We start from the raw sequence: 18,314 nt of genomic DNA on the forward strand, positions 1-18,314 counted from the left end.
AATCAATGTTTATAATTTTCAAATATAAATATTGAACTTAAAAAAATTGGGTTTCCTATACAGAGAGGCTGTAAATGCGTCTCTGTTTTCGTCTCTAGAAACAGTAATTAAGTAAGTAGGCAGAAAAAAACATACCTATATAACAGAATGTAAATTAGCCTTAAACCCTTACTCCGACTGCCGACTGCCTTGCCCTAATTACAATTTTCAACACCAACCTACTTAATCAAAAATGGAAGCATAAAAAATACATTACTTTCTTTCTGGAATCAAACTAGAGACAATGTAGATAAATACAGAGATAAGAAAAACAATACAAACCTAAACAAATTAACAAGGAGAAAGATTATGGCTTCAAGAAAAAGAAAAAAAGTACCCAATTACGGTAGACCAAAAAGAAGAGAACTAGGCTTTGCACAGTATATTAGTAATAGAAAGCAACCTCAAAATAAGAATCATAATATAGTTTAAACTGTTTGCGGATATTTTTTATTACTAATATAGAGATGTTGCAGTTTAACGTCTCTGATTATTTTATAAATCAACCAGAAACCCGGTATCTTCAAGATACCGGGTTTCTATTCTTAACATTCTCTATTCAATTATTTATTTTTTGCTTGATTTTTAGCTTGTTCTAAAGCAATTTCTTTCATTGCTTGATATGTATTGACGTTTGCAGAACCTTCAATAGCTTTCACTGCCAAATCTTGAACCTGCTTGAGTGCTGAATCAAGCTGCTTGGAAAGGTTTTGTACTCTTTCTTCCTGACTGTCAATTGTCTGTTGTAAAGACTGTATTTTTTGCTCGTAGGAAGCTTTTTCACCTTCCACTTCTTTTGCAAACAAATTAGCTTTAATTTTAGCTTGATACTCCGCAATACCTTTTCCCTTTTCACTTGCTTTTTTGATAGCAGCTTCTTTTTGTTGAGGAAAGGCTTCAACTTTAACTTTTAAATCTTCAAACTCTTTTTCTTTTTCTGAAATTGCTGTTTCTCGTTCGTTCCACTGTTTTTCGGTTTCCTGCTGAAATTCATCTAGAGCGCGATACAGTTCTTTTTGCTGCTGTTCGTATTCATCTACTTCTAAATTACGTTCTCGCTCTAAATCATATTTATATGTAGAAATATCTCGCTGACGATTTTTATTTAAATTTTCGTTTCTTTCTTTGGCAGTGCGTTGATATTCTTCTTGTTCTTTTCTCCAAACTGCTCTTAATTCTTGTATTTCTTGATTTAATGTATCGGAAAGTTGATGAAATTCTTCTTGATAAGCCGAGTTATTTTCTTCGTAGCTTGCGATTAAATTATCTAAAGTATCATCAACAACTTCTAAATCGTGCAGTTGCTGTAGTTGTTCTAATTGTTCTTCTACTATTTGCTTAATTTCTGCGAGTCTAGAGGCTTTTGTGGTTAACTGTTCTGATAGTTCATTTGCAGCACTACCAAATCCCAACTGAATTTTTGCTAAATTTTCAATAGTAAAATTCATTTTCTGTTGCACTTTAGAGTATTGAGTAGCTGGTGTTTTATCAAGTTTCTTAAAGTTCTCAGCTTTTACAGAATTTCCGGCTTTGACAAGTTGATCGACTTGTTTTTTCAACTCTAACCTTTCTTTGCTTAATTCATCATAAGCTTCTAAAATTTCATTTTTAGTATTTCTTTGATTAATTTTCTTTGCAGACATAATAATACTCCAAAAAATTTTATGCTTGTTGTAAAAATTTTGACACGATAAGGCAGCAATTACCTATTTATTAGAACTACCAAAAGCTCTCATCGATAAATCTTGTGCTTGTTTTAAAGTTTCTTGTAGCTGAGTCGAAATACTTTCAATTTGCTCTTTCTGCCTTTCAATAGTTTGTTCTAAAGAGGATATTTTTAGCTCGTAACTTTGTTTACTGCCTTCCCACTCTTTCTCAAATAAATCGGCTTCAACTTTAGCTCTTTGAGAAGTATTTTTAATCGCATCTTCTTTTGCTTTCTTATATGCTGCATCTAACTCAGCCGGAAAAGATGCAACTTTTTTCTGATATTCTTCTAATAAAGACTGACGCTGTTGATTAACTGCTTCTCTTTCTACCCAATCTTTTTCTTTCTCACGAGTGGCTAGAGCAAGCTCCCTTTCTAACTGGCGTTTTGTTTCTTGGTAACTATCTTCGTTGATTTTGCGAGAGTTTTCTAACTTATATTGATATTCTTCTACTTCTTTCTCGCGATTTTTGGTTAACAACTCGTTGTATTCTTGCTCTGCTTCCTCAAATTTAACTTGCTCTTTTTCCCAATCTTTTAATACTTGCTGCTTCTCTTTCTCTAATGCTTCCTTTTTTTGAGCAATATCTGCTTCTAATTTGCTCAGATTCTCTTGATGTTCTTGAGTCAAAACATCCAAAGTATCCGCAACAATTCTAATTTTTTGTAATTCCTGTAAATACTGAGTTTCTACTTCTATTGCACGATTTAACTCGTCCAATTTCGAGTTTTCTTTAGCTAGCTTTTCAGAAAGCTCGTTGATGATAGTACCAAACTCTAACTGTAAATCCGCTAAACCTTTGACAATTCCATCAACTGTATAAGCTGAAGCTGCCGCTGATATTTCTTTGTCTTTTTCTTTTTCTGCTTCCTCCTGCTTAGTAGCAATCTTTGAATCTAATTTCCGCTTTTCTGCGATAATCTGCTCAAATGCTTGCATTAATTGTTGCTTACTGTTGTTGACTGCAACTGTATTCACTCTTGGACTCCTTTTTCAGTATGTTTGATGATTTCCGGAATACACGAATATCACAAAGACATACTCCTTGCTATGTATTAGAGTAGCCTTTTTGACATATACACCAGCGCAGTAAAAATACTTAAATAGTCTCTCTACGCGCAAATGCCATTGGGTTGTGATTCAGAAAATCTTTTATAGTTCATATGTACTATAAATATTAGTCTAGCAAAAATACTTTTGTCAAGGGTTAATCAAAATCTGGCGTAAAAGTCTAAAAAAAGTCGCTGAAGCCACTGGTGTTTGGGTAATTTTTACGGTAGTGTTTTATAATAATGTGGGTGCTGTTACATATGTTACATTTTGTTTTCAAAGATAGTAACTAGTATCAAATTAAAGTAAATATACTCACAACGCACTGCTAAACAGCTACAAGTGAAAACCCCGTATTTTGTAAGTCAATGTATACCAACGAATCCACTAAGTATGCTCACGCGGCTGATATCGGACAAAAGAGTCGTGTTTTGGTAGTAGAGGATGAAGAATTAATTAGGGAAATGCTGGTTTTGGCTTTGGAAGGAGAAGGTTATGAAGTCGAAACTGCTACTGATGGGCGTTTAGCTGTAGAGCAACTCCAAAATTTTGACGCTAATAACAATGAGGCTGTTTTTGATTTAGTTATTTTGGATTTGATGTTGCCTCAAATTAATGGGTTAGATATTTGTAGATTAGTGCGTCATCAAGGAAATCCGGTACCGATCTTAATGTTGAGCGCTAAAGGCAGCGAAACGGATCGCGTTTTAGGTTTAGAGGTGGGAGCAGATGACTACTTAAGCAAGCCCTTTAGTATGAGGGAGTTGGTAGCACGCTGTAGAGCTTTGTTGCGTCGTCAGCGTTTAATTACTACTACCGAACCTCCAGTCTTAAATTACAAAGAAATTACTTTATATCCTCAAGAATGTCGTGTATTAGTTCGCGGAGAGGAAGTAAATTTATCGCCGAAAGAATTTCGCCTGCTAGAATTATTTATGAGCTACACTCGTCGCGTATGGTCGCGAGAGCAGCTGCTCGATCAGGTATGGGGTCCCGATTTTGTTGGAGATAGCAAAACTGTAGATGTTCATATCCGGTGGTTGCGAGAAAAACTAGAGCAGGAGCCTTCCCGTCCCGAATATATTGTTACAGTTCGAGGTTTCGGGTATCGCTTTGGATGATTGTTCGCTATCATTATCATCTGTCCCAAAACAACTTGCCTTTTTGTGATGCTGTTACTGGGAATTTTTATAGGTCTAGGGGTAAGTATCTGCTTATGGGTCTGGTACAATATACAGTTCAATCGCTATTTCGGACGTTTTGACTATTCTAGAAGAAAGTCTTTCGTTGTTGGCTGGCCGTATAAATTTTCCAGATTAAAAGAACGGCAGCAGTGCTTGGAACAGCAACTTTTTTCTTTACAAAATTTGCTTGAAAATGCACCTATAGGGTATTTACAAGTTGACGAAGAAAATCAATTGCTATGGTGTAACCAACAAGCTCGTCAAATGCTGTCATTAGAAAAGTGGCAACCCGGACAAGTGCGTTTGTTATTAGAGGTAGTACGTTCTTACGAACTCGACCGTTTAATTGAAAAAACTCGCGATCGCTATTATTCTCAAGAGAAGGAGTGGGTGTTTCACCCCTCTTGTGAGAATGCTGAAGCCATGTTAGAACAAAAGTCAGTAGTTTTACGGGCTACCGGGTTGCCCTTACCTCAAGGTCAGGTAGGAGTATTTCTGGAAAACCGCCAGCAGATATTGGAAATCAGCCAATCACGCGATAGAGCTTTTTCAGACCTCGCCCACGAACTCAGAACGCCCCTAACTTCAATGCGTTTAGTTGTGGAAACTTTACAAGACCGTGTAGAACCATCAATTGTGCGCTGGGTTAACCTTCTTCTCAAGGAAGTTGATCGACTAATTGACTTAGTACAAAGTTGGTTAGACTTGACTCGACTTGAGACAAATCCTTCTACTCAATTAAATTGTCACCCTTTAGAAATAAAAGCGTTAATAAACTCGGTCTGGGATACCTTAGAACCCATAGCGCAACGCCAAACGGTTCAACTCTCTTTAACGGGCATTGAAAATATCTGGGTAAATGCCGATAAATCCAGGCTTCACCAAGTTTTTTTCAACCTAATTCATAACAGTATAAAATACAGTCCTCCTAACGGAGTTGTTAGAGTAGAAGTTAGTGTTAATATATCTTTAGAAAATAAAAATCAAGACGAGCCTAACGCTTCACCATTCTTAGAAATTAATATTATAGATTCCGGTGTCGGCTTTGCTCAAGAAGATTTACCCTATATATTTCAGAGATTTTACCGAGGGGATAAAGCGCGTTCTCGCTCTATAAAAGGAGATGGTGATTCAACTCTGGATGGAAGCGGCTTAGGATTGGCTATTGTTCATCAAATTTTAAGCGCTCACGGGGGAACTATCAAAGCAATGAATCATCCACAAACAGGTGGTGCATGGCTACAAATTCATCTTCCCCAAGTTATGGCAGAATCCGCCGTTCAAAATTATATTTAAGAAAATAACTTCATGTTTGAGATTACAAGCGTGAAAGCTATCCCAACTCGTCCTAATTTTGCAAAACCTCAACTAGCACGCGACATCAGGCGGCTAGAAAGAGATATTTTGCGTATGGGTGCTTTAGTGGAACAGTCCTTCCGTTTCTCGCACCAGGCACTATTTGCTCGTGATTTATCAGTAGTCGAGCAGCTGCCTTTATTAGATAAGAAAATAGACCGATTTTATAAACAAATCGAATCAGAATGTACGGCGATTATGACCTTACATTCGCCTAACGAGCAAGATTTGCGTTGTTTAAGTGCTTTTATGCAGCTAGTGCGCGATTTAGAGCGCATTGGCGATTATGCTGAAGATTTAAGTGAAATAGCTGTAAAGCTCTTCCCTTACGAACCACATTCGTGCATACCAGAAGTAGCAGTAATGTCTCGTCACGCTCAAGCAATGTTAGCAACAAGCTTGGGAGCCCTAGCCGATTTGGATGAAATCGGGGCAAATAGCATAAAATCACTTGATGATGCTGTAGACGAAGCATACGAACGAGTTTACGATATTTTGGCAAATCAGCGAGATATCCAAGGCTCTGTTGAACCGATTGTGCTATTAGCATTAGCTATTCGCTGTTTAGAACGTATGGCAGACCACGCAACCAATATCGGTAAAAGAGTTGCATATATTGTGACCGGACAGCGCTCTTAATTATTTCTTTATAATTCAGGCTTTGTTCAATCGTCAACAGTATAGGGTGAATATTTTATTATTAATTCTCGTTAGCTTAAATTTATTTCATAATTGCGATTCAACCCCTAAAACCTTAGTTATAAGGATAGGGGTTTTTAATTTTGTTTGGGGGCTGAGAACTGAGTCCACATAATTGGACAACTACTAACATAAGTAACTACGTACAAACAAGCCTAAATATGTAAGAAAATGCAAAACATCAAAACTATAGCACTTTTCATTTGAGTGCAATACAAATATTACCTCACCTCACCCCGCCCTCCGGGCACCCCTCTCCTTAACAAGGAGAGGGGATGGGGGTGAGGTGACCGAATGTATGGTACTCAACTGAGATTCGCTATATAAGTAGGTTAGCGTTGAAAATTGTAATTAGGGCAAGGCAGTCGGCAGTCGAAATAAAGGTTTAAGGCTAATTTGCATTTAGTTATATAGTTATGTTTTTCTACTGGCTTACTTATCACTTTTCATTTGAGTGTAATGTAATACAGTTTGAGAAACCTCACCACGCCACTTGCTACAACGTGGGGAACCCCTCCGGGTTCACTAGTTTGGGGGACGGAAACCGACACCCCCAACTAGATTCACCGCGCAACGCAGTGGCTCCCCTTCCCCTCTCCTGATTAAGGATACTGCTGGCGAATCAAGGGTAAGACCCCTTAATCACCGAAAAATAAGGGTTTGAGGAGTGCGATCGCACTCCTGTTAATAGCTCAAAATCCCTATTAATTTGTTCGGGTGAGGGGTGAGACATACCATTCGCCAGCAGTATCCTGATTAAGTAGAGGGGTGTATTCTATTCAACAGAAGACTGCTATATTACGACGATCCACAGTTGAACCGCACATAAATGTGAACGTTGAATGCTTTGTTTAACTATGTCCTGCGGATACGCGCTCGCGAGCGATCCAGTTTTAGAATCAAAAAATAGGTCTAATCTAAAAAAACTATCTACGAGAGATATTCCGCCTCCCCATTTTTAGCGGTCAAAACTAATGAAAAGGATTACCAGCTATCTGCTTTAATAGTCTTATCAGCAAAGCAGTTAACCGATTTTTAACAATTGACAAACAAATTCATTTTACACATATATTTATTCAAAGCAAAAATACGGCACACCTATTCATGTTGTAACAAATAGAACTTTTAGACTAATATTTTGGCTTTTATTTTTGTGTTTTAGAGTTATATAAAATACATATATAGAGTTTTTATATAAGGATAAATACTCTGCCGTTTACAGGTATTAATCAACAAGCTGAGTTGAGATTATATCTTGTGAAAAGCTTATTAAAACAATATTATTAGTCTCTCAACAAAACAAATAAAAAAATGAAAAACATTTGACACTTTTCATAATTGTCTGTTTAAATGAACACAGATTTTTAAGTTTGCTTAGCCGGAAAATACTTAAATAATGAAAGTGAATAAAGAAAAAAAAGACACAGAAAAGCTTTGTCAACTAACTTACTTTTTACAAAAAGCTTACCTATTCTTAAACTTTCACTATTAAAGTAACAAAGGCGATATAAAATTGTTTCCTATCTAACTAAAAATGCTGGTGTCATTGAAATTAAACTGATGAGTATCAAACGTCGTGATTTTTTGTTGTTGATGGGAGGTAGTGCGAGTGCGGTTGCATTTGGTTCGCTTTCGGGGTGCGATAGAAAACTAACAATGCAGCCAAGTACGCAGAGTAAGGCTTTATCGGTATTTCAACCCGTTAAAGGCCCGATTCCATTGCAGAATGCTGCGTTTACTCCAGAACAACAGAAAGAAGCTTACCGCAACTATGAAGTAATAGATGATTTGGTATTACCAGATGGTTTTGAGTATCAAGTTATTGCTGCTTGGGGTGATAAAGTTGGGGATTCTCGATTTGGTTACAACAACGATTATTTGTCTTTTGTTCCAACAGTCGAAAATGAAGGATATCTCACAGTAAATTTTGAATACATTAGCGCTATTCCTTGGATGCAAAATTACGCCAAGGTGATAGGAAAATCGTTACCTTTAGATGAAGCTATTGGCAAGCTAAACACCGATTCCCAAGGAAAAGGTCAGGTAAATGCTTACGCTTTAGCAGAAGATGACCCGTTAAAAGCTCAAATACGAGAAATTTGTTCCGAAGCATTAGTAGATCAGGGTTTAGGTATTATTTCCATTCGCAAAAATGCCGATGGAAAATGGGAACGCACTAATAGTAATGAAGATAGACGTATTAGTGGAATTTCCGGTTTAGAAGACGGGCGATATCTTAAAGCAACAGGTCCTGCCGTGCTTGTATTCAATAAACAGCAAGGGCTTGGCTATACAGACAAACTTGGCGATCGCATAATTGGTTCGTTTGGTAATTGTGCTGGTGGAACTACACCTTGGGGAACGGTATTAAGTGCGGAAGAAAATTTTCAGGCACAGGTACCAGAACCGGTCTATGCTGATGGAACATCTTTCGAGCCAGAAAAAGTTCCTTTCTTTTTAAGTAAAGGAAACCTTTCCGGGCAGGGGAATGTTTTTGGATTGGCTGGGAATAAGTACGGTTGGATAGTTGAAGTAGATCCAGCGAATCCTAATGATTACGGCACAAAGCATACTTGGCTGGGACGTTACCGTCATGAAGCAGTGGGCGTTCGTGTCGAATCTGGTAAACCTCTAGCATTTTATTCAGGGTGCGATAGAAGAGGAGGTCATGTTTATAAATTCGTTAGTCGCGATAAAGTTTCCAACCCTAAAGACAAAGCAAATTCTCAGCTTCTTTCGCAAGGAATGCTTTACGCAGCTAAATTTAACTCTAACGGTACGGGAAGCTGGATACCTTTAAATGCAGATACTGCGATAAATCCAGAACTTCCAAGCAATATCGTTGGAAATATGCTGAATCTACCGTCAGGACCGCAATCTTCAGAAGATAAGCGAACCCTTTTTGAAGTCCCAGAACCAATTAAAGGCAACTATTTTGCAGCAAAAAATGACGAAGAAGTTGCCAAGTATAAGCAGCAATTTAATCGGCTTGGCGATTTATACGTGGGTAATGCAGAAGAAAAACAGGGTGCGATCTTAATTGATGCACATTATGCCGCGAATGCCGCAGGTGCAACTTGTACGGCTCGTCCGGAGGACACCGAAATTGCACCGAATGGAGATTTGTATATTAGCTTTACCTCTGGTTATCCAAGTAAAGACGGTGGCCCGGATAGTAGAATTTTCAAAGGTCCTGAAGGTGAAATTCCTTACGAGTACGGATGGGTAATGCGTTTAACGGAAGACCGCAACAACCCCGCAGCAAATACTTTTAAATGGGAAATGCTTGCTACAGGCGGCGAACCAAACAGTGGCGGAATGGGTTTTGCAAATCCCGACAACCTGCTGTTAGATAAAGGTGGAAATGTATGGATGGTTACGGATACTTCAACTTCCAAGTTAAATAATGCCGTTACAAACCGTACTGACGACGCAGGTAAAACTGTAAATATATCCGGATTATTTGGCAATAATACTATATGGTATATCCCTACTTCCGGTGAAAATGCAGGTAAAGCCTCGTTATTCGGTATTGGACCGATGGAATGTGAAGTCACTGGACCTTGCTTATCCCCTGACCAACAAACGATGTTTCTTGCCATCCAGCATCCCGGAGAAGCTAATGGTACTCGCCTGAACCAAGCTTCGGAAAGTCGAGAGTATTTGCTGTATAACACTACAGGAGAACAATTTACGCAAACCCGTACAGTTCCTATTGGTTCTAACTGGCCGGGTAACACAATCGATGTGCCTCCTAAGCCTGCGGTTATATATGTAACCAAAACTTCCGAAGTCTAGTTGTTAAAAATTCTCAATTGCTCTAGAATGAATCTGACTGTAATTCAATATACTGCACATTTAATTCTTTTGAGAGGATTTCGCAACAAAGCATAAAAGTAATTTAACGTTCCCATAAACACAAAGTAGCAAATTTGCGTAATAATGGTAATTGTTGTGCCAACATTAAGTGGCTAAATATACTTTTGATTTTTTATATTTTTACTGCTAACAATTTGTAGCCTTCCGATAATTTTGATGGAGCCAACAATTAAGCCAACAGCAGTAATTTTCTCAAGGGATATATTCTTGATGAACTATGCACTCATCACTGGGTTATCTATAAATTAGCAGAGTTCCTTGAGACACTTCATCTACCTTTTGGCTGAGCCAGATATAAACTATCTACTAAATGAACATAGCGAATACAAATCGCTAATGGTATGAGCTAAATCCTAATTTGATTTGACCATGTTTTACAGGGTGATGGCAAATCTATTGGATACCTTTGACCGCTTTAAATTCTAGCAAGTACAAACCTTAACAACAAAGGAATCTTAGAGAATGTATTCTACAAATCGTCCTGTAAACAGTAGTTTCTCGCAAAACCCTAACAACACTAGCAGCAGCTCGTTACCACAAAGACTGTTTACCCGTCGCGAAGTAATTCCCCCACGTAACGATGTACTTTGGAGAATTGAGCGTGGTGCAGTTCGGACATTAACCTGGAGTGAAGATGGGGCATTCATCACTCTAGGCTACTGGGGTCCGGGAGATTTGGTTGGCTATCCACTTTCCAGAGTTAAGCCCTACCAAATTGAATGTCTAACCAGCGTTGAAGTAAGCGTTCTACCACCTCAAATGTGGCATCAAGACGTTGAAGCCTTGGTTTCTCATATTCAACAATCTGAAGAGTTACTTAGTATAGTACATCGCAAACCAATTTCGCTACGTTTGTGGCAGTTTTTGGTTTGGCTGAGTGAGAAGTTCGGTCGTGAAGTTGAACAAGGTAAGCTTATCGACCTTAACGTCACTCATCAGGAAATGGCTGAAGTGTTAAATACTACAAGAGTAACTGTTACTCGTTTGCTGCAACAGTTTGAAGATGAGCAGGCTTTAGTACGTCACAAACGTCGCATCATTATACGTTTACCTAATAAAGATGGTAGAAAATAATCATATTGTTAGGTGATTAACACTGTTAACCACTTAACCTTTCTCTGGTAGAATAAGCTTGTTTATTCATAAGTATAATCCCTTAAATTAACCTTAAACTAAAATTTTCTTAAAAATTTTAAGTTGAGTTAATTTAAGGGCAGGGCTTATGATTCTACTATTAAGCAATAATTTTACCGGTGTGAGTGAGAAGATGAGAAAAGCAATTTGGAAGGTTCTAAAACTAAGCCCAGTTATCTTTGCAGCTACAGTATTTACAGCTAATAGTGCATTAGCTGAAGAAATTAATAAACAAGTGACACCTGTTGCCGATCTATCTGAAGATACAGCTTCTATGGAGCAGGTTACTTCAGTATCGCAGTTTTCTGACGTACAGCCGACGGATTGGGCATTTCAAGCATTGCAATCATTGGTAGAGCGTTACGGTTGTATTGCAGGTTATCCCAACGGAACATATCGCGGAAATCGTGCTTTAACTCGTTATGAATTTGCAGCAGGTTTAAATGCTTGTTTGGATAGAGTTAACGAATTGATTGCAACGGCGACAGCGGATATTGTTAGTAGAGAAGATTTAGCAACTTTACAACGTTTGCAAGAAGAATTTAGCGCAGAGTTAGCAACCTTGCGCGGTAGAGTTGATGCATTGGAAGCTCGCACTGCTGAATTAGAAGCAAATCAATTTTCTACCACTACTAAATTGAAGGGTGAAGTCATATTTGCTTTATCTGATGCTTTCGGTGAGGCTATTGATGGTACAGACTTAGATGGTAGTTCAGATAATACAACCTTTACCGATAGGGTACGTTTAAATTTTGATTCTAGCTTTACGGGTAGAGACAAATTAAGAGTCCGCCTGCAAGCTCGGAACGTGACAAGATACGATAACGTCACCGGTACCGACATGGCTAGGCTGGCTTTTGACGGAGAAGATGGAAACGACTTTACAGTAAGCGAATTATGGTATCAGTTTAAGCTCGGTGATGCATTACAGGTAAAAGTTGATGCTGTTGATGCCGAAATGAACGATAACATGGAAGTATTTAACCCTGCTTTTGAAAGCAGTGGTTCCGGTGCTATTTCTCGCTACGGACGTTTTAGCCCGATTTACCGTCAAGGTGGTGGTGCTGGTTTAACCTTAACCTTCGCTCCTAAATCTCCAATCAGCGCTTCAGTTGCTTATACGGCTGACGAAAACAGCGATCCCACATCCGGTAGAGGACTTTTTGACGGTAATTATACAGCCCTCGGTCAAATTGCTTTCAACCCCAGCAAATCTTTTGGTGTTGGTTTTACCTACGCTCGTAGATATCAAAATCAAGAAGGTGGCGTTAGCTTATTTAATTCTACAGGTGGTACCTTAGCCAATCAGCCCTTTGGTGATATTGCAACTACTGCTAACCACTACGGTATACAGGCTTTAGTAAGACCGACTTCTAACATATCTGTTTCCGGTTGGGCTGGTTATTCGGATGCTACAGCTAAAGCCGGACCAAACGAAGGTGATGATGCAGAAATGTTCTACTGGGCTGCTGCACTGGCTTTGAGAGATTTGGGTGCTAAGGGTAGTACTCTAGGTGTGATTTTTGGTCAACCACCTAGAGTAACTGAGAGCGATTTAGTTGAAGACACTGATACTTCTTACCACTTAGAAGCACTCTACAAGTTGCCTATCAACGATAATATTGCCATTACTCCTGGTGTGTTAGTTATCTTCAATCCAGAACATGATAACGATAACGACACTATCTATGTTGGTACGCTTCGCACCACATTCAAATTCTAAGATTTTGCAAACAATTTTATAAATCAAAAACAGCCTGCGAAAGCAGGTTTTTTTTTATCTACTGTAGATTAAGCCATTGGAAATAATAAGATTCAATACTGCTCGGTTAAGAGGAGATCCTCCCTAACCCTCCTTAAGAAGGAGGGAACTAAGCCCCCAATTTAGCGGGGGTTTAGGGGATCTAACCATTGTGTCCAATTCCTTAACCGAGCAGTATTGTAATAAAATTCTATTTCTTAAGTAGAATTACGCGGCAATATAACCCTGATACAATATTCATTCACCATAAGTGAAATCGCTTACTGAATAAATGTATACAAGTAAAAGTTCCTACTTATGGTTAGATGTGTCGATATCAACCTTCCAGGGGATAATCATCCAGGATTATGAAAAAACGTTTTAAAAATCTTCTTCAATTAAGCTCAGTTTTGACAGCAGTTTCTTGTATTGCTGCAAATCCTGTATTGGCGGCAGAAGACCGGCAGCTAACTACTGTTGAGGAATTGTCAGAAGAAGCAAACCCAATGGCTCAGGTAACGTCAGTATCGCAGTTTTCTGACGTACAGACAACAGATTGGGCATTTCAAGCATTGCAATCTTTAGTCGAGCGATATGGATGTATCGCAGGTTATCCTAACGGTACTTATCGCGGCAATCGCGCTATGACCCGTTATGAATTTGCTGCTGGTTTAAATGCTTGTTTGAATCGGATAAACGAGCTAATCGCTACAGCAACAAGAGATTTACTAACTAGAGAAGATTTAATTACCTTACAAAGGTTGCAGTCAGAATTTAGTGCTGAATTGGCTACTTTGCGCGGTCGTGTAGATGCACTCGAAGCAAGTACTGCTCAATTAGAAGCAAATCAGTTTTCTACCACAACTAAACTAAAAGGGCGAGCGATATTTAACATATCCAATGCTTTTGGCGACGAACAAGCAGATATCAATAATAATCCAAATGATAATCCCGACCTTGATAGCAATACAACTTTTACTAACCGCGTTCGATTAGAGTTACTTAGTAGTTTTACTGGGACTGATGAGCTACAAGTTCGTTTGAATGCTGGCAATATCACTAGGTACAATCGAGGACCTTTTCTAGACGGTGTTACGGGTACCGATATGACTCGCCTTTCCTTCGACAATGTTTTTGGGGAATCTGACAACGATGTTGGTCTCGATAAACTTAACTATGGCTTCAATTTAGGAAAAGCACTACGGGTAAAAGTTGACGCTACCAACGCCGAATTATTTAAAAACGTCAACACCTTCAATCCCAACTTTGAAGATAGTGGCACGGGTTCAATATCTCGCTACGGACGTTTTAGTCCGATTTATCGTCAAGGTGCTGGTGGTGCTGGCGTAACCGTAACTGCTAATCCCCGAGGAAAAATTAAATTGACAGGTGCTTATCTAGCACGCAGACCTAGCGATCCCGGAGACCCAAATGGAGTTTTCAACGGTGCCAATAGCGTTTTCGGTCAAGTAGACTTTGAGCCTTCTAAATCTTTGAATCTTGGTTTTACTTTTGCTCGTACTTATCGTAATACTGGTGCAGGAAATAGAGTAAATTTGTTTAGAAGTACGGGCAGCAGTTTTGCTAATCAACCCTTTGGAAACGTAGCTAGTACAGGCAATCATTACAGCGTACAAGCAAACTTTCGACCTGCTTCTAAAATAAGTGTCGGCGGTTGGGCCGGTTATTCTACTATGGAAGCTTTAGCCGGAGCAAATGAAGGTGCGGCTGCAGAGGTATTTTACTGGGCTGCAAATTTAGGCATCAGAGACTTTGGTACAAAAAATAGTCTTTTAGGTATTGTTTTTGGTCAACCGCCAAAAGTTACCGATAATGATATCAATGCTCGTGAAGATGTAGATACTTCATATCATTTAGAAGCTCTTTACAGGTTGCAATTAAGCGATAATGTTTCGGTAACACCGGGTTTACTGGTTATTTTTAATCCAGAACACAACAACGATAACGATACTGTTTATGTCGGAACCTTGCGGACTACTTTCAGTTTCTAGGATTATTGCTCCTTTAGATTGTTAATTAGTAAAAAAAGCCCGGTATCTTGAAGATACCGGGCTTCTAAATAGTTTCCTTACGCACTTATTTTTACTTTTAACTTCTTTTATCCTCAAATTATATGTAGTGTGATTTAGAATACCTAATACAATAAAAATATCTGCTATAAAATTTAAACAATCATCCAACGTTAATATACTCACAATCTCTATTTTTCCTACGTCAAATAGATTAAAAAAAAAGAAATCTGAGAAAAGTGTATTAGTTGACTTGTTTTAACCACTATTAATGACTTTAAATTTAACACAACAGCAACTAGTAAATATTCGTAAAAGAAAAAACGAATAATTTGGTGGTGGCTAAAACGGTAGGTGTGAGTGAGAGAAAAAAATGACAAAGCTTTTCTGGAACGTTTTCAAGTTGAGTCCAGTGGTTCTTGCTGCAACATTTTTCGCTGCTAACAGCGCATTCGCTGGTGAAGCAACCGAAAAAAACACTTCTGTTGCTGAGCTATCTGAAGAATCTAACATTGGTCAGGTAACATCCGTTTCCCAGTTTACCGACGTACAGCCCACCGATTGGGCATTCCAAGCACTGCAATCTTTGGTTGAGCGTTACGGTTGTATTGCTGGTTATCCCAACAGCACCTTCCGTGGCAATCGTGCTTTAACTCGTTACGAATTTGCTGCTGGTTTGAACGCTTGCTTGGATCGCGTTAACGAATTGATTGCGATCGCAACCGAGCAAGTTAATTCTGGTGACTTAAATACATTGAAGCGCTTGCAAGAAGAGTATGCTGCTGAATTAGCGACTCTACGCGGACGTGTAGATGGTTTAGAATTCCGCGCTGCTGAATTAGAAAGCAACCAGTTTTCTACTACTGCTAAGTTGAAAGGTGAAGCAATCTTTGCTGTATCTGGTGCTTTTGGTGATGAGAAAGTTGGCGGCGGAGACATCGATGAAAACGTAATCTTAACCAACAGAGTTCGCTTAACCTTTGATAGCAGTTTCACTGGTAAGGATAAGTTAAGAGTTCGTTTGCAGGCTCGCAATACTCCTGGATTTGACGATATCACAGGCACCAGAATGGCTCGTTTGGGCTTTGAAGGTAGCAACGAAAACAATGTTGACCTCACCGAATTAAACTACACCTTCAAGCCTGCGAAAGGAGTAATGGTTAAGATTGATGCAAATGAAGCCGATCTTAACGATAACGTCAACGTGTTCAACCCGTTGTTTAAGAGCAGTGGTGGTGGTGCTATCTCTCGTTACGGACGTTTCAACCCCATTTACCGCGCTGCGAGCGGTGACGCTGGTGTAACAGCTACCTTGGGTGGTAAGAAATCTCCGATCAAATTGACTGGAGCTTATACTTCTGGCAATCCTACCAAAACCGATAGTGGCTTTTTCAATGGCGATAATGCCTTCTTAGGTCAGGTCGAATTGAAACCTATGAAATCTTTGAATCTAGGTTTGACCTACGTGCGTCGTTTTGATAGTGGTAGTGCCAACGTTACTGGTAGCACCGGTAGTAGCTTGGCTAGAAGACCTTTTGGTAGTGGTGTTGCAACTAAATCCAATCACTACGGTGTACAAGCAGCTTTAAAACTCAATAAAAAGACAACTCTTGCTGGTTGGTATGGTTTTGTTGATGCTGATGAATTTAATGGTGCTGGAGATTCTGAAGTTCAGTACTGGGCTGCGACACTCGGCATGAAAGACTTTGGTTCTAAGGGTAATACTTTGGGTCTAATCTTCGGTCAGCCACCAAAATTAACTAAAATCAGTGGTTTTGCGAGTGGTACTGAAGACCAAGATACTTCTTACCACTTAGAAGGTCTTTACAAGATGAAGCTTAACGACAATATTGCCGTTACTCCTGGCTTGTTAGTAATCTTCAACCCCGAACACAACAACAATAACGACACCGTTTACGTTGGTACATTACGTACAACCTTCAAATTCTAAATCTGTTGAATTAGAGCGGTATATTGGACAGGTATAAATGCCTGTCCTACAAAAATTTTAATGTTTTTGATGTTTTTTGCAAACCTGCTACCAGCAGGTTTTTTAATATTTTCGATCTGTTAGATTTATGTAGCGCAGGGTATCGTAGATGCCTTCAGATTTAACAATTACAGATTAAGAATTATCCGCAGGTGGTCTATCATTACTCCAAGCCCACCATACATAAGAGCAGTTACAGTAATAAAATTCTTGCCATTTACGACGATATCCTTCTGTAACTACAGGGGAACGTCTATTTATCCAAACTCTTTCAGCCTCACGACTTGTTGAACCACACTTAGGACAGCAAAATTCTAAAGCATGAGTAGCTTGATTTGTCCATTGAGGAGCTACAGGAGCAAAAGCATCCATAAAAATTAATATGACGGTAAGTATTGGACTTTGGGCATCGGGAATTGGGCGTTGGGAAGCCGGTAATTTTACTTTACTATTTCACGTTATGTATTTTCAGATAAGGTAAGAAAAATTAGCAACTCACAAATTGCATACTTCTTGAGAATTTGTAGTGGTTTGAGATTGCCACTTAAGCTTTCAATAATTCAAAATAAGTTATCACTTGCATTTTCTATAAGTAAATATCTATTCCCAATTCTCGATGCCCAATGCCCTATTCTAAAAACAAAAATTATGGAGCCAAAGGTAGAAATTCGTTATTTGTCAGATTTGATGCCTGCTTCAGCTAGGGGTTCGGTAAAAATAATTAGTAAACCGGAGCAAACAAAGGTAATTGATGCATCGTTCCCATTACCTTGGCATCGAGAAAGACCAATCTATATTAACTTTGATTTGTGGCACAATCTGGCAAAACAACAACGAAATTTATTGCTGTTGCGTACCGTTAGCTGGTTAACGGGGGTAGAGTGGTTTAAGCCAAGTATATATCAAGGTGTGGCGTTAGTTGGACTTTTTGGTGGTTTGATAGAATCGGCTCAAGGTGACGCAGTGGGAGTTGTTGCAGCTGCTGGATTAAGTGCGATCGCTATTCTGCGTTGGTATCGTACTAATCGTTCTCAAGAGTCGGAAATTGCTGCCGATATTGCTGCTATTCGTTTAGTGCAGCGACGAGGTTATAGCGAAACCGAAGCAGCAGAACATCTTCTAAAAGCAATTGAAGCTGTTGCAAAAATCGAAAAGCGTTCCACTTTAAATTTTATCGACTTAATTCGTACTCAAAATTTGCGAACAATAGCAGGTTTTTCGGAAGTAGGAATAGGGAGTAGGTTGGGTTAGACACGAAAAAATTGGTGATACAACAAGAAAATATATTTATCGTGTCGTAACCCAACATCATGATTGTGGAGTCATTACATACCAGCAATGCAATGTTGGGTTACGACGCTTAGTAAATTATTCGTTGCTTGTTCAATATTTTTGTGCGTCTAACCCAACCTACCAGCTTCCCTCTCCTTAGTAAGGAGAGGGATTGAGGGTGAGGTTTCATTTTATATTTAATTACGCCTACCTACTTACCAATTACCAATT

General features: G+C 38.9%; 12 protein-coding genes. 9 read left to right on the forward strand and 3 right to left on the reverse strand.

The window, feature by feature from the left end:
• Nucleotides 1-602: 602 nt before the first annotated feature.
• Together RIV7116_RS05660 and RIV7116_RS05665 are read right to left on the reverse strand one after the other, a co-directional pair.
• On the reverse strand, nucleotides 603-1,682 hold the full coding sequence (locus RIV7116_RS05660; protein WP_015117315.1) for a hypothetical protein: 1,080 nt from the start codon (nucleotides 1,680-1,682) through the stop codon (nucleotides 603-605).
• A gap of 63 nt (nucleotides 1,683-1,745) precedes the next feature.
• Nucleotides 1,746-2,726, reverse strand: coding sequence for a hypothetical protein (locus tag RIV7116_RS05665; RefSeq protein WP_015117316.1), 981 nt, complete (start codon nucleotides 2,724-2,726; stop codon nucleotides 1,746-1,748).
• Between the two features lie 440 nt (nucleotides 2,727-3,166).
• Here RIV7116_RS05665 and RIV7116_RS05670 point away from each other — a divergent pair, with 440 nt between their 5' ends.
• The 8 genes from RIV7116_RS05670 (at nucleotide 3,167) to RIV7116_RS05705 (ending at nucleotide 16,772) form a co-directional block, all read left to right on the forward strand.
• A complete protein-coding gene (locus tag RIV7116_RS05670) occupies nucleotides 3,167-3,919 on the forward strand; it encodes a response regulator transcription factor (protein ID WP_015117317.1) in 753 nt (250 codons plus the stop codon).
• 48 nt (nucleotides 3,920-3,967) lie between these two features.
• Complete coding sequence (locus RIV7116_RS05675) at nucleotides 3,968-5,278, forward strand: ATP-binding protein (RefSeq protein WP_015117318.1); 1,311 nt, start codon at nucleotides 3,968-3,970, stop codon at nucleotides 5,276-5,278.
• A gap of 12 nt (nucleotides 5,279-5,290) precedes the next feature.
• Nucleotides 5,291-5,977, forward strand: coding sequence for a phosphate signaling complex protein PhoU (gene phoU / locus RIV7116_RS05680; protein ID WP_015117319.1), 687 nt, complete (start codon nucleotides 5,291-5,293; stop codon nucleotides 5,975-5,977).
• 1,620 nt (nucleotides 5,978-7,597) lie between these two features.
• Entirely contained in the window at nucleotides 7,598-9,835 is a 2,238-nt protein-coding gene (locus tag RIV7116_RS05685; RefSeq protein WP_015117320.1) for a PhoX family phosphatase, read from the forward strand.
• A gap of 543 nt (nucleotides 9,836-10,378) precedes the next feature.
• Nucleotides 10,379-10,990, forward strand: a complete 612-nt coding sequence (locus RIV7116_RS05690; RefSeq protein ID WP_015117321.1) for a Crp/Fnr family transcriptional regulator — start codon at nucleotides 10,379-10,381, stop codon at nucleotides 10,988-10,990.
• Nucleotides 10,991-11,183: 193 nt separating this feature from the next.
• Nucleotides 11,184-12,773: an iron uptake porin gene (locus RIV7116_RS05695; protein WP_044290772.1), complete on the forward strand. Its 1,590-nt coding sequence runs from the start codon at nucleotides 11,184-11,186 to the stop codon at nucleotides 12,771-12,773.
• A 386-nt stretch (nucleotides 12,774-13,159) separates the two neighbouring features.
• Nucleotides 13,160-14,803 carry an iron uptake porin gene (locus RIV7116_RS05700; protein ID WP_015117323.1) on the forward strand — a complete coding sequence of 548 codons (1,644 nt, stop codon included), beginning with the start codon at nucleotides 13,160-13,162 and terminating at the stop codon, nucleotides 14,801-14,803.
• A 391-nt stretch (nucleotides 14,804-15,194) separates the two neighbouring features.
• Nucleotides 15,195-16,772 carry an iron uptake porin gene (locus RIV7116_RS05705; protein WP_015117324.1) on the forward strand — a complete coding sequence of 526 codons (1,578 nt, stop codon included), beginning with the start codon at nucleotides 15,195-15,197 and terminating at the stop codon, nucleotides 16,770-16,772.
• A gap of 174 nt (nucleotides 16,773-16,946) precedes the next feature.
• Here RIV7116_RS05705 and RIV7116_RS05710 read toward each other — a convergent pair whose 3' ends face one another.
• Nucleotides 16,947-17,183, reverse strand: coding sequence for a hypothetical protein (locus RIV7116_RS05710; RefSeq protein WP_015117325.1), 237 nt, complete (start codon nucleotides 17,181-17,183; stop codon nucleotides 16,947-16,949).
• A gap of 276 nt (nucleotides 17,184-17,459) precedes the next feature.
• On the opposite strand from RIV7116_RS05710, the gene RIV7116_RS05715 reads away from it, so the two are divergent.
• Nucleotides 17,460-18,062, forward strand: a complete 603-nt coding sequence (locus RIV7116_RS05715) for a DUF3318 domain-containing protein (protein WP_015117326.1) — start codon at nucleotides 17,460-17,462, stop codon at nucleotides 18,060-18,062.
• Nucleotides 18,063-18,314: the final 252 nt, after the last annotated feature.

The sequence above is a fragment of the Rivularia sp. PCC 7116 genome (assembly GCF_000316665.1).
Taxonomy (GTDB): domain Bacteria; phylum Cyanobacteriota; class Cyanobacteriia; order Cyanobacteriales; family Nostocaceae; genus Rivularia.

Coding starts and splice junctions, on each gene's coding strand:
- RIV7116_RS05660 (WP_015117315.1), bottom strand. CDS start 1,682: ATGTCTGCAAAGAAAATTAATCAAAGAAATACTAAAAATGAAATTTTA.
- RIV7116_RS05670 (WP_015117317.1), top strand. CDS start 3,167: ATGTATACCAACGAATCCACTAAGTATGCTCACGCGGCTGATATCGGA.
- RIV7116_RS05675 (WP_015117318.1), top strand. CDS start 3,968: ATGCTGTTACTGGGAATTTTTATAGGTCTAGGGGTAAGTATCTGCTTA.
- phoU (WP_015117319.1), top strand. CDS start 5,291: ATGTTTGAGATTACAAGCGTGAAAGCTATCCCAACTCGTCCTAATTTT.
- RIV7116_RS05685 (WP_015117320.1), top strand. CDS start 7,598: ATGAGTATCAAACGTCGTGATTTTTTGTTGTTGATGGGAGGTAGTGCG.
- RIV7116_RS05690 (WP_015117321.1), top strand. CDS start 10,379: ATGTATTCTACAAATCGTCCTGTAAACAGTAGTTTCTCGCAAAACCCT.
- RIV7116_RS05695 (WP_044290772.1), top strand. CDS start 11,184: ATGAGAAAAGCAATTTGGAAGGTTCTAAAACTAAGCCCAGTTATCTTT.
- RIV7116_RS05700 (WP_015117323.1), top strand. CDS start 13,160: ATGAAAAAACGTTTTAAAAATCTTCTTCAATTAAGCTCAGTTTTGACA.
- RIV7116_RS05705 (WP_015117324.1), top strand. CDS start 15,195: ATGACAAAGCTTTTCTGGAACGTTTTCAAGTTGAGTCCAGTGGTTCTT.
- RIV7116_RS05710 (WP_015117325.1), bottom strand. CDS start 17,183: ATGGATGCTTTTGCTCCTGTAGCTCCTCAATGGACAAATCAAGCTACT.
- RIV7116_RS05715 (WP_015117326.1), top strand. CDS start 17,460: ATGGAGCCAAAGGTAGAAATTCGTTATTTGTCAGATTTGATGCCTGCT.